Origin of the sequence: Streptomyces sp. NPDC002619 (genome assembly GCF_042889305.1) — a bacterium.
GTDB lineage: Bacteria > Actinomycetota > Actinomycetes > Streptomycetales > Streptomycetaceae > Streptomyces.
Window position 1 is genome coordinate 112,207 of sequence record NZ_JBIAQV010000010.1, and the last position, 17,841, is coordinate 130,047.

Annotated in this window: 14 protein-coding genes and 1 pseudogene; 7 read left to right on the top strand and 8 right to left on the bottom strand. The window is 70.1% G+C overall.

Annotated features, from left to right (window positions below; translation table 11 throughout):
- The first annotated feature begins 83 nt into the window (after positions 1–83).
- Genes ACFYXB_RS18620 through ACFYXB_RS18630 form a run of 3 tightly spaced genes read left to right on the top strand, consistent with a single transcriptional unit; the run spans position 84 to position 3,243 of the window.
- A complete protein-coding gene (locus ACFYXB_RS18620; RefSeq protein ID WP_389583424.1) occupies positions 84–1,235 on the top strand; it encodes a Gfo/Idh/MocA family protein in 1,152 nt (383 codons plus the stop codon).
- Complete coding sequence (locus ACFYXB_RS18625; RefSeq protein WP_389583427.1) at positions 1,232–2,383, top strand: dihydrodipicolinate synthase family protein; 1,152 nt, start codon at positions 1,232–1,234, stop codon at positions 2,381–2,383. The genes ACFYXB_RS18620 and ACFYXB_RS18625 overlap by 4 nt, the downstream gene beginning before the upstream one ends.
- Positions 2,380–3,243, top strand: a complete 864-nt coding sequence (locus ACFYXB_RS18630) for a sugar phosphate isomerase/epimerase family protein (RefSeq protein ID WP_389583430.1) — start codon at positions 2,380–2,382, stop codon at positions 3,241–3,243. The genes ACFYXB_RS18625 and ACFYXB_RS18630 overlap by 4 nt, the downstream gene beginning before the upstream one ends.
- Before the next feature lie 185 nt (positions 3,244–3,428).
- Here ACFYXB_RS18630 and rbsD read toward each other — a convergent pair.
- Positions 3,429–3,839 (bottom strand): annotated as a pseudogene (rbsD, locus tag ACFYXB_RS18635) (D-ribose pyranase); the annotation flags it as partial.
- Between rbsD and ACFYXB_RS18640 the strand changes: the two are divergent.
- Positions 3,838–6,132 (top strand): ATP-dependent RecD-like DNA helicase, encoded by a 2,295-nt coding sequence (locus tag ACFYXB_RS18640; RefSeq protein ID WP_389583433.1) that lies wholly within the window; start codon positions 3,838–3,840, stop codon positions 6,130–6,132. The pseudogene rbsD and the gene ACFYXB_RS18640 sit on opposite strands and share 2 nt — an antisense overlap.
- Positions 6,133–6,309: 177 nt before the next feature.
- Complete coding sequence (locus ACFYXB_RS18645) at positions 6,310–7,599, top strand: citrate synthase (RefSeq protein ID WP_389583435.1); 1,290 nt, start codon at positions 6,310–6,312, stop codon at positions 7,597–7,599.
- A gap of 781 nt (positions 7,600–8,380) precedes the next feature.
- On the opposite strand, the gene ACFYXB_RS18650 is transcribed toward ACFYXB_RS18645, so the two are convergent.
- The 4 genes from ACFYXB_RS18650 to ACFYXB_RS18665 form a co-directional block, all read right to left on the bottom strand.
- Positions 8,381–10,669 carry a heavy metal translocating P-type ATPase gene (locus ACFYXB_RS18650; RefSeq protein WP_389583438.1) on the bottom strand — a complete coding sequence of 763 codons (2,289 nt, stop codon included), beginning with the start codon at positions 10,667–10,669 and terminating at the stop codon, positions 8,381–8,383.
- 121 nt (positions 10,670–10,790) lie between these two features.
- Positions 10,791–11,030: a heavy-metal-associated domain-containing protein gene (locus tag ACFYXB_RS18655; RefSeq protein ID WP_388497281.1), complete on the bottom strand. Its 240-nt coding sequence runs from the start codon at positions 11,028–11,030 to the stop codon at positions 10,791–10,793.
- A 121-nt stretch (positions 11,031–11,151) separates the two neighbouring features.
- Positions 11,152–11,415 (bottom strand): hypothetical protein, encoded by a 264-nt coding sequence (locus tag ACFYXB_RS18660; RefSeq protein WP_389583441.1) that lies wholly within the window; start codon positions 11,413–11,415, stop codon positions 11,152–11,154.
- A gap of 96 nt (positions 11,416–11,511) precedes the next feature.
- On the bottom strand, positions 11,512–12,195 hold the full coding sequence (locus ACFYXB_RS18665; RefSeq protein WP_389583443.1) for a TetR/AcrR family transcriptional regulator: 684 nt from the start codon (positions 12,193–12,195) through the stop codon (positions 11,512–11,514).
- Between the two features lie 165 nt (positions 12,196–12,360).
- Here ACFYXB_RS18665 and ACFYXB_RS18670 point away from each other — a divergent pair, with 165 nt between their 5' ends.
- Together ACFYXB_RS18670 and ACFYXB_RS18675 are read left to right on the top strand one after the other, a co-directional pair.
- Positions 12,361–14,595: an MMPL family transporter gene (locus ACFYXB_RS18670; protein WP_389583446.1), complete on the top strand. Its 2,235-nt coding sequence runs from the start codon at positions 12,361–12,363 to the stop codon at positions 14,593–14,595.
- A gap of 57 nt (positions 14,596–14,652) precedes the next feature.
- Positions 14,653–15,696, top strand: a complete 1,044-nt coding sequence (locus tag ACFYXB_RS18675) for a zinc-dependent alcohol dehydrogenase family protein (protein ID WP_389583449.1) — start codon at positions 14,653–14,655, stop codon at positions 15,694–15,696.
- Here ACFYXB_RS18675 and ACFYXB_RS18680 read toward each other — a convergent pair.
- The 3 genes from ACFYXB_RS18680 to ACFYXB_RS18690 all read right to left on the bottom strand — a co-directional run bounded on the left by ACFYXB_RS18680 (position 15,677) and on the right by ACFYXB_RS18690 (position 17,811).
- Positions 15,677–16,249 (bottom strand): GNAT family N-acetyltransferase, encoded by a 573-nt coding sequence (locus tag ACFYXB_RS18680; protein WP_389583451.1) that lies wholly within the window; start codon positions 16,247–16,249, stop codon positions 15,677–15,679. The two genes, ACFYXB_RS18675 and ACFYXB_RS18680, sit on opposite strands and share 20 nt — an antisense overlap.
- Before the next feature lie 74 nt (positions 16,250–16,323).
- Positions 16,324–16,524: a helix-turn-helix transcriptional regulator gene (locus ACFYXB_RS18685; protein ID WP_389583454.1), complete on the bottom strand. Its 201-nt coding sequence runs from the start codon at positions 16,522–16,524 to the stop codon at positions 16,324–16,326.
- Between the two features lie 360 nt (positions 16,525–16,884).
- Complete coding sequence (locus ACFYXB_RS18690; RefSeq protein WP_351356235.1) at positions 16,885–17,811, bottom strand: sugar phosphate isomerase/epimerase; 927 nt, start codon at positions 17,809–17,811, stop codon at positions 16,885–16,887.
- Between the last annotated feature and the right edge of the window lie 30 nt (positions 17,812–17,841).

Here is a 17,841-nt window from a genome sequence, read left to right on the forward strand (position 1 = left end):
TGGTGAGAGGCTAGCTTCTTCCATGTAGAAAGCGCTTGCACGACCGGTCCGTGCGGACCGGCCTGGCGGACGAAGGGGACGACGTGACGCGCAAGACGGTGCGTATCGCCATGAACGGCGTGACCGGACGCATGGGCCACCGACAGCACCTCGTCCGGTCCATCCTCGCCCTGCGCGACCAGGGCGGCCTCGACCTCGGCGACGGCACTGTGCTGTGGCCCGAACCGGTCCTGGTCGGACGCCGCGAGCACGCCGTACGGGCGCTCGCCGAGCGGAATGGTCTGGACCACTGGTCGACAGACCTGGACGCGGTCCTCGCCGACCCGTCCGTCGACATCTACTTCGACGCCCAGGTCACCTCCGCCCGCGAGGAGGCGATCAGGAAGGCCATCGCCGCCGGCAAGCACATCTACACCGAGAAGCCCACCGCGACCAGCCTCGACGGCGCCCTCGAACTGGCCCGCCTCGCCCACGAGAAGGGCATCAGACACGGCGTGGTCCAGGACAAGCTCTTCCTCCCCGGCCTGCTGAAGCTGAAGCGCCTCGTGGACGGCGGCTTCTTCGGCCGGATCCTGTCCGTCCGCGGCGAGTTCGGCTACTGGGTCTTCGAGGGCGACTGGCAGCCCGCCCAGCGCCCCTCCTGGAACTACCGCGCGGAGGACGGCGGCGGCATCGTCGTCGACATGTTCCCGCACTGGGAGTACGTCCTGCACGAGCTGTTCGGCCGCGTGACCTCCGTCCAGGCCCTCGCCACCACCCACGTCCCGCAGCGCTGGGACGAGAACGGCAAGCCGTACGACGCGACGGCGGACGACGCGGCGTACGGCATCTTCGAACTCGAGGGCGGCGCCGTCGCCCAGATCAACTCCTCCTGGGCCGTACGGGTCAACCGCGACGAACTGGTCGAGTTCCAGGTGGACGGCACAGAGGGCTCGGCGGTCGCCGGCCTGCGCAACTGCCGTGTCCAGCACCGAGGTTCCACCCCCAAGCCCGTCTGGAACCCCGACCTACCCGCCACCGAGGTCTTCCGCGACCAGTGGCAGGAGGTCCCGGACAACCAGGACTTCGACAACGGCTTCAAGGCCCAGTGGGAGCTGTTCCTCAAGCACGTCTACGCCGACGCCCCCTACCACTGGGACCTCCTGGCCGGCGCCCGCGGTGTGCAGCTCGCCGAGCTGGGCCTGCGCTCCTCGGCCGAGGGCCGCCGTATCGACGTACCGGAGATCGCGCTGTGACCCTCCGACTCCCGGACGCGGACGGCGGGTTGCGGACCTACGAACCCCGCACCGACCCGCTCGCCCTCACTCCCGGCGCCCCTTTCACCTCCCGTACGGTCTTCTCGGCGGCGCACGTCGTCGCCGACCCGTTCGCCGACGTGTCGCCCGACTCGCCCGCCGCCGTCGACTGGGACGCCACTCTCGCCTTTCGCCGCCATCTGTGGTCCCACGGGCTTGGCGTGGCGGAGGCGATGGACACCGCCCAGCGCGGGATGGGCCTGGACTGGGTGGGTGCGGCGGAGCTGATCCGGCGCTCCGCGGCCGAGGCCGGGGCGACCGGCGGACGGATCGCCTGCGGGGTCGGCACCGACCACATCATCGCCGGCTCGCTCGCGGAGATCCGGGGAGCGTACGAGGAGCAGCTGGCGCTGGTGGAGGAGTCGGGAGCGCAGGCCATCCTCATGGCCTCACGCGCACTGACCGCGACGGCGAAGGGCCCCGACGACTACTGCGACGTCTACGGCCACCTCCTTCGCCAGTGCGCAGAGCCGGTGATCCTGCACTGGCTCGGCCCGATGTTCGACCCGGCACTGGCGGGCTACTGGGGTTCGTCCGACCTGGACGCGGCCACCGACACCTTCCTCGAGGTCATCGCCGCCCACCCCGACAAGGTGGAGGGCGTGAAGATCTCTCTCCTGGACGCGGACCGCGAGATCGACCTGCGCCGACGCCTCCCGGACGGTGTCCGCTGCTACACCGGCGACGACTTCAACTACCCCGAGCTGATCGCGGGCGACGAGCGCGGCTTCAGCCACGCCCTGCTCGGCATCTTCGACCCACTGGGCCCGCTGGCGGCGGAGGCGGTGCGCGTCCTGGACACGGGAAGCAAGGACGGCTTCCGTGAACTCCTGGACCCCACCGTCGAGTTGTCCCGTCACCTCTTCCAGCACCCCACCCGCTTCTACAAAACAGGAGTGGTCTTCCTGGCCTGGCTGGCGGGCCACCAGTCCCACTTCACGATGGTCGGCGGCCTCCAGTCGGCCCGCTCCCTGCCGCACCTGGCCCGCGCCTACGAACTGGCCGACGGCCTGGGCCTGTTCCCCGACCCGAAGCAGGCGGAGGCCCGGATGAGAACCCTTCTCTCCCTCCACGGGGTGGACCAATGACCGACGAGAACCTCGCCCGCTTCTCCATCAACCAGATGACGGTGAAGCAACTGTCCCTCCCCGAACTTGTCGCGGCCTGCCGCGAGTTGGGTGTGTCACAGGTGGGCCTGTGGCGGGAACCCGTCCAGACGTACGGCGTGGAGGCGACGGCGAAGCTGATGCGCGACGCGGGCCTGACGGTGACGACGCTGTGCCGGGGCGGCTTCTTCACGGCGACCGACCCCGCCGAACGCGCCGCCGCCCTGGCAGACAACCGCAGAGCCGTGGACGAGGCGGCAACCCTGGGTACGGACACACTGATACTGGTCTCGGGCGGTCTCCCGCCCGGCTCCAGGGACCTGCACGGCGCCCGGGAACGCATCGCGGACGCGCTGGCGGAACTGGGCCCGTACGCGCAGGCGCACGGCGTACGCCTGGCCATCGAGGCCCTGCACCCCATGTATGCCGCCGACCGCTGCGTGGTCTCCACCCTCACCCAGGCCCTGGACCTCGCGGAACGCTTCCCGGCAGCTCAGGTGGGCGTCGCGGTGGACACGTACCACATCTGGTGGGACGACGCGGCCCCCGAGCAGATCGCCCGGGCGGGCGCGGGCGGCCGTATCCACACGTTCCAACTGGCCGACTGGACCACCCCACTGCCAAGAGGCGTCCTCAACGGGCGCGGCCAGCTCGGCGACGGCGCGATCGACATGCGGGAGTGGAAGGGCTACGTGGAGTCCGCCGGATACACCGGTCCCATCGAGGTCGAGCTGTTCAACGAGGAGCTGTGGGCCCGCGACGGCCGGGAGGTGCTCGCGGAGACGGCGGGGCGGTTCGTGGAGCACGTGATGCGTGGAACACGTGATCCGTTGCGCGCCTGACAGGAAAGGGCCGAAAAAGATCTTGGAATCCCGTGCAACCCTTCCCGCCCTTGGCGGGTCGTACCTGGCATCAGAACTTCTGGGGAGGGATCTGGGGGGATCGCGGGGGTTCTGATGTGGAGGGGAAGAGCCGAGGGGGCCCGGTCGACGGACTGGGCCCCCTCGAAGCTGTCACCCGGCTTCCAGAAGAAGACTCCGCACCTCAGCAGCACGTTCGCGTACGGCCGGGCCTCGCCGGTGCGGACGACCAGGCGTGCGCCCCGCGACAGCTGCTTCAGGCGGTCGTGCGGGACCAGGGCCAGGTCCGGGAACTCGCCCTCCAGCAGCGCGGCCGCCGCCGGATTGGCCTCCCGTACCTCCGTCGCCGCCGTCGCCCCCTCCACCACCAGCTCGTCGAGGACCCCGGCCAGTACGTCCGCGAAGGACGGGACTCCGGCCCGGAACGCCAGGTCCACGACCTTCGGGCCGTCGGGTATCGGCATACCGGCGTCGCACACGAGCACCCCGTCGCCGTGGCCCAATTCCGCCAGCGCGCCGCTGCGCAAGACCCCGAGACAGGATCGTGATGTCAGACACGGGCGGTAGCGTCGGCTCATGTCCAATCAGGTGGGGAACCCCACGGGCGAGCGACGACTGGCCGTGCTCGAAGGCGTCCTGGAGCGGATCACGTACGCCAACGAGGAGAACGGCTACACGGTCGCCCGGGTCGACACCGGGCGGGGTGGCGGCGATCTGCTCACGGTCGTCGGCGCGCTGCTCGGTGCGCAGGTCGGCGAGTCGCTGCGCATGGAGGGCCGCTGGGGCTCGCACCCGCAGTACGGCAAGCAGTTCACCGTCGAGAACTACACGACCCTGCTGCCCGCCACCGTTCAGGGCATCCGTCGCTACCTGGGATCGGGGCTGGTCAAGGGCATCGGACCGGTCTTCGCCGATCGCATCACCCAGCATTTCGGCCTGGACACCCTGAAGATCATCGAGGAGGAGCCCAAGCGGCTCATCGAGGTGCCCGGGCTCGGCCCCAAGCGCACCAGGAAGATCGCCGACGCCTGGGAGGAACAGAAGGCGATCAAGGAGGTCATGCTCTTCCTCCAGACCGTCGAGGTGTCCACGTCCATCGCCGTGCGCATCTACAAGAAGTACGGCGACGCGTCGATCTCCGTCGTGAAGAACCAGCCGTATCGGCTTGCCGCCGACGTCTGGGGCATCGGCTTCCTCACCGCCGACAAGATCGCCCAGTCCGTCGGCATCCCGCACGACAGCCCGGAGCGCGTCAAGGCGGGTCTGCAGTACGCGCTGTCCCAGTCCACCGACCAGGGCCACTGCTATCTGCCCGAGGAGCGGCTCATCGCCGACGCGGTGAAGCTGCTCCAGGTCGACACCGGCCTCGTCATCGAGTGCCTGGCCGAGCTGGCGGAGCCCACGGAGGACGGCGAGGAGCCTGGCGTCGTACGGGAGAAGGTGCCCGGGCCCGACGGCGGCTCGCAGCCCGTCACCGCCGTCTACCTCGTCCCCTTCCACCGCGCCGAACTCTCCCTCTCCGCCCAGCTGCTGCGCCTCCTGCGCACCGGCGAGGACCGAATGCCCGCCTTCCGGGACGTGGCCTGGGACAAGGCGCTCGGCTGGCTGAAGGGTCGTACCGGCGCCGAGCTGGCCCCCGAGCAGGAGGCCGCCGTCCGGCTGGCGCTGACCGAGAAGGTCGCCGTCCTCACCGGCGGACCCGGCTGCGGCAAGTCCTTCACCGTGCGCTCGATCGTGGAGCTGGCCCGCGCCAGGAAGGCCCGGGTCGTGCTGGCCGCGCCCACCGGCCGCGCCGCGAAGCGTCTGGCCGAGCTGACCGGGGCCGAGGCCTCCACCGTTCACCGCCTGCTGGAGCTCAAGCCGGGCGGCGACGCGGCGTACGACAAGGACCGCCCGCTGGACGCCGACCTGGTGGTCGTCGACGAGGCCTCCATGCTGGACCTCCTGCTCGCCAACAAGCTGGTCAAGGCGGTCCCGCCCGGGGCGCACCTCCTCTTCGTCGGGGACGTGGACCAGTTGCCCAGCGTCGGCGCCGGCGAGGTGCTGCGCGACCTGCTGGCCGACGGCAGCCCGATCCCCGCCGTGCGCCTGACCCGGGTCTTCCGCCAGGCCCAGCAGTCGGGCGTGGTGACCAACGCGCACCGGATCAACTCCGGGCAGCATCCGGTGACGGACGGCATGAAGGACTTCTTCCTCTTCGTCGAGGACGACACGGAGGCGGCCGGGCGGCTGACGGTGGATGTCGCGGCGCGGCGCATTCCGGCCCGGTTCGGGCTCGATCCGCGCCGGGACGTGCAGGTCCTGGCACCGATGCACCGGGGACCGGCCGGCGCGGGCACGCTCAACGGGCTGCTCCAGCAGGCCATCTCACCGGGCCGCCCCGACCTGCCGGAGAAGCGGTTCGGCGGCCGGGTCTTCCGCGTCGGCGACAAGGTCACCCAGATTCGCAACAATTACGAGAAGGGCAAGAACGGTGTCTTCAACGGCACCGTGGGCGTGGTCACCTCGCTCGACCCGGTCGACCAGCGCCTGACGGTGCTCACGGACGAGGACGAGGAGGTTCCGTACGAGTTCGACGAGCTGGACGAGCTGGCGCACGCGTACGCGGTGACCATTCACCGCTCGCAGGGAAGTGAATATCCCGCGGTGGTGATTCCGGTCACTACGGGCGCGTGGATGATGCTCCAGCGGAACCTGCTGTACACCGCGGTCACACGCGCCAAGCAGCTGGTTGTCCTCGTCGGTTCACGCAAGGCGATCGGCCAGGCGGTGCGCACGGTCTCAGCCGGACGGCGTTGTACCGCACTGGACTTCAGACTGGATCACAGAATCACCGGATCACCGAAAAATGATCGATCAAATGAGTCGTGAAGGTCACAGAGCACTTCCGGTTGCCCGGTCGAGGGGGCAGGATGAGCAGATTGGCGGCACTGAGTGCCGTCCATAGGCCCAATGGCGGCCCCGAGTGCACTCTCCACAGCCAAATGGGGGATGGTAGAGACAGTCAGGGCACCTCGAAGATGAGGCACTACGTCGGTGAGGGAAGACGTGAGCGACAACTCTGTAGTACTGCGGTACGGCGACGGCGAGTACACCTACCCGGTGATTGACAGCACCGTCGGCGACAAGGGCTTCGACATCGGGAAGCTCCGCGCCCAGACCGGTCTGGTCACTCTCGACAGCGGCTACGGCAACACCGCCGCCTATAAATCCGCGATCACCTACCTGGACGGCGAAGGCGGCATCCTCCGGTACCGCGGATACCCGATCGAGCAGCTGGCCGAGCGCTCCACCTTCCTGGAGGTGGCCTACCTGCTGATCAACGGTGAGCTGCCGACCGTCGACGGGCTCTCCGCCTTCAAGGGCGACATCACGCGGCACACCCTGCTGCACGAGGACGTCAAGAACTTCTACCGGGGCTTCCCGCGCGACGCCCATCCGATGGCCATGCTGTCGTCGGTGGTCTCGGCGCTTTCCACCTTCTACCAGGACAGCCACAACCCGTTCGACGAGCAGCAGCGCAACCTCTCGACGATCCGGCTGCTCGCCAAGCTGCCGACGATCGCGGCGTACGCCTACAAGAAGTCGATCGGCCATCCCTTCGTCTACCCGCGCAACGACCTCGGCTACGTCGAGAACTTCCTGCGCATGACCTTCTCGGTCCCGGCCGACGAGTACGAGCTGGACCCGGTCGTCGTTTCCGCGCTCGACAAGCTGCTCATCCTGCACGCCGACCACGAGCAGAACTGTTCGACGTCGACGGTCCGCCTGGTCGGTTCCTCCCAGGCCAACATGTTCGCGTCGATCTCCGCCGGCATCAGCGCCCTGTGGGGCCCGCTGCACGGCGGCGCCAACCAGTCCGTCCTCGAGATGCTCGAGGGCATCCGTGACGCGGGTGGCGACGTCGACACCTTCATCCGCAAGGTGAAGAACAAGGAGGACGGCGTCCGCCTGATGGGCTTCGGCCACCGGGTCTACAAGAACTTCGACCCGCGTGCCCGCATCATCAAGGCCGCCGCGCACGACGTGCTCTCCGCGCTGGGCAAGGAGGACGAGCTCCTCGACATCGCCCTCAAGCTGGAGGAGCACGCGCTCTCCGACGACTACTTCGTCGAGCGCAAGCTCTACCCGAACGTCGACTTCTACACCGGCCTGATCTACCGGGCCATGGGCTTCCCGACCGAGATGTTCACGGTCCTGTTCGCCCTCGGCCGGCTGCCGGGCTGGATCGCCCAGTGGCACGAGATGATCAAGGAGCCCGGCTCCCGCATCGGCCGCCCGCGCCAGATCTACACGGGTGTCGTCGAGCGCGACTTCATTCCCGTCGAGGAGCGCTGACACCTGCCGGTGGGAGGACGCTCTTTCCCTGGCGTCCTGTTCACCGGGTCCGTGTTCCCCGGGCTTCGGGCGTGCCGTGCCATGGTGACCGGTGGTGCGGTGGCTCGGGGCCTGAGGCCGGGGGTCCGGGGGTCGTCCCCCGGGTGAGCACGGCCACGGGCGCGGTGGAGCGCGACTTCATTCCCGTCGAGGAGCGCTGACACCTGCCGTCGGCAGTCGTAGCAGTCGTAGCAGGCATAAAAGAAGGCGCCCTGGAGCGTCGGTCCCCCCACGGGCCGACGACCAGGGCGCCTTCCCGTGTCCCGGTACGGATTCCCCCCACGGGATCCGGCCGGGCGCTGAAAGGACAGCGCCTGAATCGCTGTCTTGAGCACAACGAGCAGAACCCGCCGTGCTCCAGTGATGCAGTTGATGCGGTGCGATCTGCCGGGACCCGTACGGTTCGGGAGGGCCGCTCAAAGCTTCCCGAAGTACGTGCCCCGGCAACGCATCTCTGAGGAAGTCCCCCAAGACATCCCCAGATGCCAGTCAGCGCCCCCCAAGACGCTTTCCGACATCGTCAACTTAGACCTTCGAACCCCTTCGATGGTTACGTTCACATCACTGTGATCTGCGTCTCTTGCATATGTCCGTTAGATGCGCAAGAGCCCCGATACTGCAATCGGGGCTCCAGCGTAAGGATGATGCGCGAGCCTTGTGAAGAGCTTATGTGAGGCGCGCGCCGGTCTCTAGAGGGACTCTTACTTCGGCTGCGGCTAACTGCCGGTAACTTCCGCGGGGTTCAGCGAAAACGCCTGAGCCGCAGGCTGTTGGTCACCACGAACACCGAGGAGAAGGCCATCGCCGCCCCCGCGATCATGGGGTTGAGCAGCCCCGCGGCGGCCAGCGGCAGCGCGGCCACGTTGTAGCCGAACGCCCACACCAGGTTGCCCTTGATGGTGGCCAGCGTCCGCCGCGACAGCCGGATCGCGTCCGCGGCCACCCGCAGGTCCCCGCGCACCAGCGTCAGATCCCCGGCCTCGATCGCCGCGTCCGTACCGGTCCCCATCGCCAGACCCAGATCGGCGGTGGCAAGCGCGGCCGCGTCGTTGACGCCGTCACCCACCATGGCGACGGTCCGGCCCTCGCCCCGCAGCCGCCGTACGACGTCGACCTTGTCCTCGGGCAGCACCTCGGCGATCACCTCGTCGATGCCCACGGCCCGCGCGACGGCCTCGGCCACCGCCAGGTTGTCCCCGGTCAGCAGCACCGGCGTGAGCCCCAGCGCGCGCAATTCGGCCACCGCCTGGGCGCTGGTCTCCTTGACCGCGTCGGCGACCGCGAGGACGCCCCGCGCCGCTCCGTCCCAGCCCGCCACGACGGCCGTACGACCGTTCCTCTCGACCTCGTCCTTGACGCGGGCCAACTCCTGCGGAAGCTCGGTGAACAGGCGCCCCACGGCCACCTCACGGCCCGCCACGCGCCCGCGTACGCCCCGCCCGGGGACGTTCTCGAAGTGCTCCACGCCCGGCAGCGTCCCGGCGCGCTTCTCGGCTCCGGCCGCGACCGCCTGGGCCACCGGGTGCTCGGAGGCGTGCTCCACGGCGCCCACGAGCCGCAGCAGTTCCTTCTCGTCGGTGCCTTCGGCGGCGTACACCTCCTGGAGGGTCATACGGCCCGTGGTGACCGTGCCGGTCTTGTCCAGGACGACCGTGTCGACGCGGCGCGTGGACTCCAGGACCTCCGGGCCCTTGATGAGGATGCCGAGCTGCGCGCCGCGGCCGGTGCCGACCATCAGCGCGGTCGGCGTGGCCAGGCCCAGGGCACACGGACAGGCGATGATCAGTACGGCGACGGCGGCCGTGAAGGCGGCGGTGCCGTCCCCGGTCACGCCGAGCCACGCCCCGAAGGTGGCCACCGCGACGAGAATGACCGCCGGCACGAACACGGCGGAGATCCGGTCGGCCAGCCGCTGCACCTCGGCCTTGCCGTTCTGCGCGTCCTCCACCAGCCGCGCCATCCGGGCGAGCTGGGTGTCCGCGCCGATGCGGGTCGCCTCGACGACGAGCCGCCCGCCCGCGTTGACGGTGGCGCCGGTGACCGCGTCCCCGACGCCCACGTCCACCGGCACCGACTCGCCGGTCAGCAGGGCCGCGTCGATCGCGGAGGCGCCCTCGACCACGACGCCGTCGGTGGCTACCTTCTCGCCGGGCCGTACGACGAACCGGTCGCCGACGGCCAGCTGCGCCACGGGGATCCGCACCTCACGCCCGCCCCGTAGTACGGCGACGTCCTTCGCGCCCAGCTCCATCAGCGCCCGCAGCGCCGCTCCCGCGCGCCGCTTGGAGCGGGCCTCCAGATAGCGGCCGAGCAGGATCAGCGCGACGACTCCGGCGGCCACCTCCAGATAGATCGTCGACGCGGCGTCCATGCGGGCGACGGTGAACCGGAACTCGTCGTGCATGCCCGGCATGCCCGCGTCGCCGAAGAACAGCGCCCACAGCGACCAGCCGAACGCCGCCAGCGTGCCGACCGAGACGAGCGTGTCCATGGTGGCGGCGCCGTGCCGCACGTTCGTCCAGGCGGCCCGGTGGAACTGCCAGCCGCCCCAGACGACGACCGGTGCGGCGAGCGTGAGCGAGAGCCACTGCCAGTTGTCGAACTGGAGCGCCGGGATCATGGCGATCAGGACGACGGGCAGGGCCAGCAGCGCCGAGACGAGGAGACGGTGGCGCAGGGCCGCCAGCTCCGGGTCGGGGGCCTCTGTTCCTCCCGTGTCAGGCTCGGGCTGTGGCGGCGCCGGCTCCTCGGCGGTGTACCCCGTCTTCACGACGGTGGCGATCAGGTCGGCGACCTGGACCCCGGGGGCGTAGCTGACCTTCGCCTTCTCCGTCGCGTAGTTCACGGTGGCGGTGACACCGTCCATGCGGTTGAGCTTCTTCTCCACACGGGCGGCGCAGGAGGCGCAGGTCATCCCGCCGATCAGCAGCTCGATCCGGGCGGTCTCGGCGGTTTCGGTGGTCGCGGCGGCTGCCGGTATCCGTGGTGTGTCGGTTTCTGGTACGGCGGTTGGTGCGGTGCTGCTGGTCATGTACGACTCCGGGCAACGGACGGGCCGTACGGATCCAGTATCAGCTGGTCGGTACGGCCCGAGTCGGGAGATACGTGTCAGGGGTTTGGTCGTGCGGCTCGGGCCTGCGTACGGCGTCGGCTCAGACGGTGCCGACGAGCTCGAAGCCGGCCTCGTCGACGGCGGCGCGGACGGCTTCCTCGTCGAGCGGGGCGGCCGAGACGACCGTGACCTCGCCGGTCGACGCGACGGCCGTGACCGAGGTGACACCGGGGACCTCGGAGAGCTCACCGGAGACGGAGCCTTCGCAGTGTCCGCAGCTCATCCCGGTCACCTTGTAGACGGTGGTGACGGAGCCCGTGGTGTCGATCTGCGTGGTCATGTGGTTACTCCTCGTCGAGGCGTGCGGGGCCGGTGGGGCCCACGGTGGGGCCGCACTATTCACACTATACCCCTAGGGGGTACCACTCCAAGGGATTGGCCCTCGTGTGCCGGGGAGCGATTCACCTCGTGTCGCGGTCGTTCCGCCCGGGTGTCCTCGGCGCGAAGGTGGCCAGGATCAGAAGGCCGCCGAACAGCAGCAGTGCGGTCGGCAGGGTGGGTTCGTCCGTCGCGTACGTCACCAGCACGGCCAGCGCCCACAGGGCCACCCCGGCCTGTCGACAGCGGCGTCGGCGGCCCGTGCGGAGCCGGCGGCGCCGCGGCGGGACCTGCCGCGGGCCGGGGATGTGGGCCCGGGGCGCACGGGGCGGCGGGGAGTGGGTCACGGCGGGTCCCCTCCTGCTGGCTGCTCCTGCTGGGGCGGTGTGTCCACGCGGTGTACGGCGGCGTATCCGCACCTTATGCGGCGGTGTATCCGCACCTTATGCAGATGCGCCGGGTGTCGCAGTCCGGGTGCCGCCACCGGTGCCGAGACGGGCGTCGGCGAGGGGTTCGAGGTAGCGGACCAGGACGTTCTTCAGTTCCCGCACGTACGCCTCGCGCTCGGCGCCCTCATGGGTGAGGACCAGCTCCAGGCCCGCCTTGTAGATGCCGAGGCAGACGTGCGCCGTGCGTGTGACGTCGGCCGGGGGCGTGTCGGGCAGGAACGAGGCGAGCAGTTCCTCGATACGGGTGACCAGCGTCAAGTGCAGGGCGTCGTGCTCCTCGGCGATCCGGCCGGGGGTGTCGGGGCCCTTCATCAGCGCGAAGAACACGGGGTGCTCGGTGTTGAAGGCGATGAAGCGGTCGACGGCCGCGCCGACGGCCTCCGCCAGCGGCGTGGCGGGGTCGACGGGCGCCAGCGCGACGCCGTACGTCTCGCGCATCTCGTGCATGAGCCGGTCGCCGAGCTCGATCGCGATGGCTTCCTTGTTGGGGAAGAACTGGTAGAGCGTGCCCGGCGAGACGCCCGCCTCGCGGGCGATGGCGTTGGTGCTGGTGGCCGTGTAGCCGCTCGTGCAGAAGACCGAGGCCGCGGCCTCCAGCAGCTGGGCGATGCGCCGCTCGCCGCGAGCCTGTCGGCGGCGCGGCTGTTCCTTCCCCTGGCTCCCGGGTTTGTCGGGCACGCGTTATCCCCAGTTCTCCGAACGCGATTGACAAACACGAGTGCTCGCTCGCATTCTGGAGAAACGCGAGCGATGTCTCGTGTTTGCCGGTCTATGGCAATGGCTGACCCATGCTGCCCTGCTCGCGCACGGTCGCACTGGTCACGGTGAAGGGGACACCGCACGATGACCGAAGTCAACACGCCGGCGCGGCAGGGGGAGGGCACGTCCCGGTCGGGAGACGGCCCGATCCGCCCAGGCGGCTGGACACGTTTCGTGACCGCCCGGCCCCGGCTGTCGTTGCTCGCCGCCCTCGTGCTGACCGTGCTTGCGGTGCTGGCGGGCAGCGGTGTCGCGGACCGCCTGGGCAGCGGCGGCTGGGAGGACCCGGCCGCCGAGTCCACGTACGCGACCAAGGCGCTCGAGCGCGAGTTCCCCGGCTCCCAGCCCAACCTGCTGCTCCTGGTCGACTCCGGCAGCTCCACGGTCGACGCCCCCGCGGTCGCCGACCGGGCCCGCGACCTCACCGAGCGGCTGGCCGGTGAGAAGGGCGTGACAGGCGTCGGCTCCTACTGGCAGAGCAGGTCGCCCGCCCTGCGCGCGAAGGACGGCCACGAGGCGCTGATTGCCGCGCGCATCACCGGCGACGACAAGACGATGGGGGAGACCCTCGACCGCATAGCACCCCACTACCGGGGGACGCACGGGCCGGTGACGGTGCGGGTCGGCGGCATCGTCGCGGTGCGGCACGAAATGCAGACGATCATCAAGGGCGACCTGGCGCGCGCCGAGATGATCGCGCTGCCGGTGACCCTGCTGTTGCTCGTGATGGTCTTCGGCAGCGCCGTCGCGGCCCTGCTGCCGCTGGGCATCGGCATCGTCGCCATCCTGGGCACGAACGCGGTGCTGCGCGGACTGACCGAGTTCACCGACGTCTCCGTCTTCGCGCTGAACCTCACCACGGCCCTCGGCCTTGGCCTCGCCATCGACTACGCCCTGTTCATCGTCCGCCGCTTCCGCGAGGAACTGGCCACGGGCGCCGCCCCGCCGACCGCCATCGGCACGACCCTGCGCACCGCCGGCCGCACGGTCCTCTTCTCCGCCCTCACGGTCGCCGTGTCGCTGGCGGCGATGCTGCTCTTCCCGCAGTACTTCCTGCGCTCCTTCGCCTACGCGGGCATAGCGGTGGTGCTGCTGGCCGCCGCGGCCGCGCTGATCCTGCTTCCGGCGGCCCTGGTGCTCCTCGGCCACCGGGTCAACTCCCTCGATCTGCGCCGCCTGTTCCGGCGCGGCCGGGAGGCCAGGGTCTCCGGGGAGGAAGGGACGGCCTGGGCGCGTACGGCGACTCTCGTGATGCGCCGGGCCCCATTCTTCGCCCTTGGCACTACGGCGCTCCTGATCATCCTCGGACTGCCTTTCCTGGGCGTGAAGTTCGGCACCGCGGACGACCGGCAACTGCCGTCGGGCGCCGAGTCCCATGTCGTGCAGCAGCACCTCAGGGACGGCTTCCCGGGCAGCCCCGGCGGCGGGCTCGAGGTGCTGGCCGAGGGGCGGGCGACCGAGGCGCAGTACGCCGACTACAAACAGCGGGTGGAAGCACTGCCCGAGGTGGTCCGGGTCGACGGGCCGCTGGTGAAGGGCGACTCGGCCTACTTCACCGTGCTGCCGAAGGGCGAGGCCGTCGATGATGAGGCGCAGCGACTTGTCGGCGACCTTCGGGCCATGCGTCCGCCGTTCGACACCAAGGTGACCGGCACGGCCGCCGTCCTGGTCGACTCCAAGCACGCGATAGGCGAACGGCTCCCGTGGGCGGCGGCGTTCATCGCGATCGTCACGCTGCTCCTTGTCTTCCTGCTCACCGGCAGCGTCGTGATACCGATCCAGGCGGTGGTGCTCAACGCGCTCAGCCTGACGGCGATGTTCGGCGCGGTGGTCTGGGTCTTCCAGGACGGCCATCTCTCGGGCGCTCTCGGCTTCACCAGCCCCGGCTCCATCGAGACCACCCTGCCCGTCCTGATGTTCTGCGTGGCCTTCGGTCTGTCCATGGACTACGGCGTGTTCCTGCTCTCCCGCATCAAGGAGGAGTACGACCGCACGGGCGACCACAACGAGGCGGTGCGGCACGGACTCCAGCGCACGGGCGGGCTGATCACGGCGGCGGCGGTCATCCTGGCCGTGGTCATGGTGGCGATCGGCACCTCGCGCGTGACCAACACCAAGATGCTCGGCCTGGGCATCGCTCTGGCCGTGTTGATGGACGCCATGGTGGTCCGCAGCCTGCTGGTTCCGGCGATCATGCGGCTCACCGGCCGGGCCACCTGGTGGGCACCCGCGCCCCTGCGCCGCTTCCACCGGCGGTTCGGTCTGAGCGAGGGCGAGCCGGCCGAGCCCGCCGAGGAGAAGGAGGCGGTGCCGGTGTGAGACAGGGGGCCGGTGGGACACAGTGATCCCTGAGGCGATCAGGGAAGGGTGAGGGACATGAAGGCTGTGGTGTTCGAGCGGTACGGGGAGCCGGCAGAGGTGCGGGACGTGGCCGATCCGCGGCCGGCCGAGCACGGAGTCGTGGTGCGGGTCGAGGCCACCGGCCTGTGCCGCAGTGACTGGCACGGCTGGATGGGCCACGACCCGGACATCACCCTGCCGCATGTGCCGGGTCATGAACTCGCCGGTGTCGTCGAGGCGGTGGGAGCCCGGGTGACCGGTTGGCACCCCGGTGACCGGGTCACCGTGCCCTTCGTCTGCGCCTGCGGCACCTGCGCCGCCTGTGCGGCGGGCGATCAGCAGGTGTGCGAGCGGCAGACCCAGCCGGGCTTCACCCACCGGGGCTCGTTCGCGCAGTACGTGGCCCTCGACCACGCCGACGTGAACCTCGTGGCGATCCCGGACGAGATGTCCTTCGCCACCGCCGCCTCGCTCGGCTGCCGCTTCGCGACCGCCTTCCGGGCCGTCGTGCAGCAGGGCCGGGTGGCCGCGGGGGAGTGGGTCGCGGTGCACGGCTGCGGGGGCGTGGGTCTGTCCGCGGTGATGATCGCGGCGGCCTCCGGAGCGCGGGTGGCCGCAGTGGACGTGTCGCCCAAGGCCCTGGAGCTGGCGCGGAAGTTCGGCGCCGCGGAGTGCGTCGACGCGACGCGCACCCCGGACACGGCGGCGGAGATCCTGGAGCTGACCGGAGGCGGTGCCCATCTCTCTCTGGACGCCCTCGGTTCCCCGGCCACCTGCGCCGCGTCGGTGAACGGCCTGCGCCGCCGGGGCCGGCACGTCCAGGTGGGCCTGCTGCCCTCCCAGGACGGCACGACCCCGGTCCCCATGTCCCGCGTCATCGCCCAGGAGCTCGAACTCCTCGGCAGCCACGGCATGGCCGCGCACACCTACCCGGGCATGCTGGAGCTGGTCCGCGCGGGCGTGCTCCGCCCCGACCTGCTGACGACGTCGACCATCCCCCTGGACGCGGCACCGGCGGCGCTCGCGGCGATGGGCACCGCACCCGGCGCGGGCGTCACGGTCATCGAGCCGTGGCGCTGAGCGCGGCCCACTCGCGGTCGAGGACCGCCATCATCACCTCGTCGATCCACTCACCGTCCCGCACCAGCGCCTCCCGCCGCACCCCTTCGACGACGAAGCCGACCTTCTCGTAGACGCGCCGGGCGCGGTGGTTGTCGCCGTACACCTCCAACTGGATGCGGTGCAGCCCGAGTTGCTCGAAGCCATGCCCGATGATCAGCGCGGTCGCCTCCACACCGAGACCGCGTCCACGTCCGCGCGGGCCGATCAGCGTGCGGAAGGTGCAGCTGCGGGCGTCCGCGTCCCACTCGAACAGGACTACCTCGCCCACCAGTTCACCGGTCGCGCCGTCGGTGACGGCGAGGTCGAGGCGGTCGGCCTGTTCGGTCCGAGAGGCGTACCAGGAGCGCAACCGCTCCAAGGCGAGTTCGTCGTTCGGCGGGAAGGTGAAGCGGATGACCTCGGGGTCGCTGATGATCTCCCACATGGTGTCGGCGTCGTCCGCGGTGAACGGCCGCAGGACCGTCTTCTCGCCGGTGAGCACGGGTTTGACGGAGAAGCTCAGGTGACTCATGCGAGGCACTGTGCCCCACGGGAGCGCGGGGGACAGAACCAATTTCCGGGAAGGCGGCCGGCCGGTCGGCTCGGTCAGTCCAGCCTGCGGCCCCGGTTCCCCGGTCGGGAGGCCACCCAGGCGCGGACCGTGTCGGCGTACCAGAAGGGCTTGCCGCCCTCCACGTGATCGGGCGGCGGGAGCAGTCCGTGCTTGCGGTAGGACCGTACGGTGTCCGGCTGCACCTTGATGTGCGCCGCGATGTCCTTGTAGGACCAGAGCCTTTGGTCGGTCATGAATTGCACCTCCCTGCGCGCACCGCGGGGGCGGCCGGGGACGGCCGTCGGGGAGCCGGGCGCTGCGCTGGCGATCACCAAGCCTGTGTCCGGTGAACGACGCACAGTGAGCGCAGGGAAGCGGCTGTCGACCGGGTGTGACGGAAGACCCGCGTACACGAGACATGTGTGACACGAAGGGGGTGTTTGTGACAGAGGTGACGCAAAGGCGTACGCCGGTACACGGGCGGGGCCCGTTGACTCAGGGCCCCCGGCCGCGTACGTCGCTTCTCGTGCCGCCCGCTGCGGCACAATCACCTGGTCCGAGGAATATCAGGTTCCGGATGAATTCTGTCACGCGGCGGCTGACTCACCGAAGTGTCAGGCCCCGCACGACCGGAGGAAAGCGCGGGTCCGCCGGGCGATCGGCAGGGGCTTGTCGGGGTCGCAGGGATACATGTCCTGTTCGACGATCGCGAAGAGGTCCACGTCCAGTTTCCGCGCCGCCTCCAGGACCGGCCCGAGCGCCGGCACACCCGACGGCGGTTCGCACATGACGCCCTGGGCGACGGCCGGCCCGAACGGGGTTCCGTTCGCCCGCACGTCGGCGAGGATCTCCGGGTTCACCTGCTTGAGGTGCAGATAGCCGATGCGCTCGCCGTACGTCTCGATCAGCTTGACGCTGTCCCCGCCGCAGTACGCGTAGTGCCCGGTGTCCAGGCAGAGCGAGACCAGCGAGGAGTCGGTGCCGTCGAGGAACCGGACGACGTTCTCCTCGCTGTCGATGTGGGTGTCGGCGTGCGGGTGGACGACGATCGACAGGCCGTACCGCTCGCGCACCTCCCGCCCGAGGCGCTCGGTGAGCGAGGTCAGATTGCGCCACTGCTCGGCGGTCAGCGTGTCCGGCTCCAGCACCTCGCCGGTCTTGTCGTCCCGCCAGAACGACGGGATGACGACCAGGTGCTTCGCGCCCATCGCCTGGGTCAGCGCGGCGATGTCGGAGACGTGCGCCCACGTCTTCTCCCACACCGCCTCGCCGTGGTGCAGCCCCGTGAAGACGGTGCCGGCCGACACCTTCAGGCCACGCCGTGCCGTCTCCTCGGTGAGGACGGCGGGGTCGGAGGGCAGGTACCCGTAAGGGCCCAGCTCGATCCACTCGTAGCCGGAGCCGGCGACCTCGTCGAGGAAGCGCTGCCACGGCACCTGAACAGGGTCGTCGGGAAACCAGACGCCCCAGGAGTCGGGCGCCGATCCGATCCGGATGCGAGACGCACCGGAAGACTGAGACTGAGGTGACAACGACGTCATGGTCGCCAGCGTGCGGGTCCCGGGAAGGGG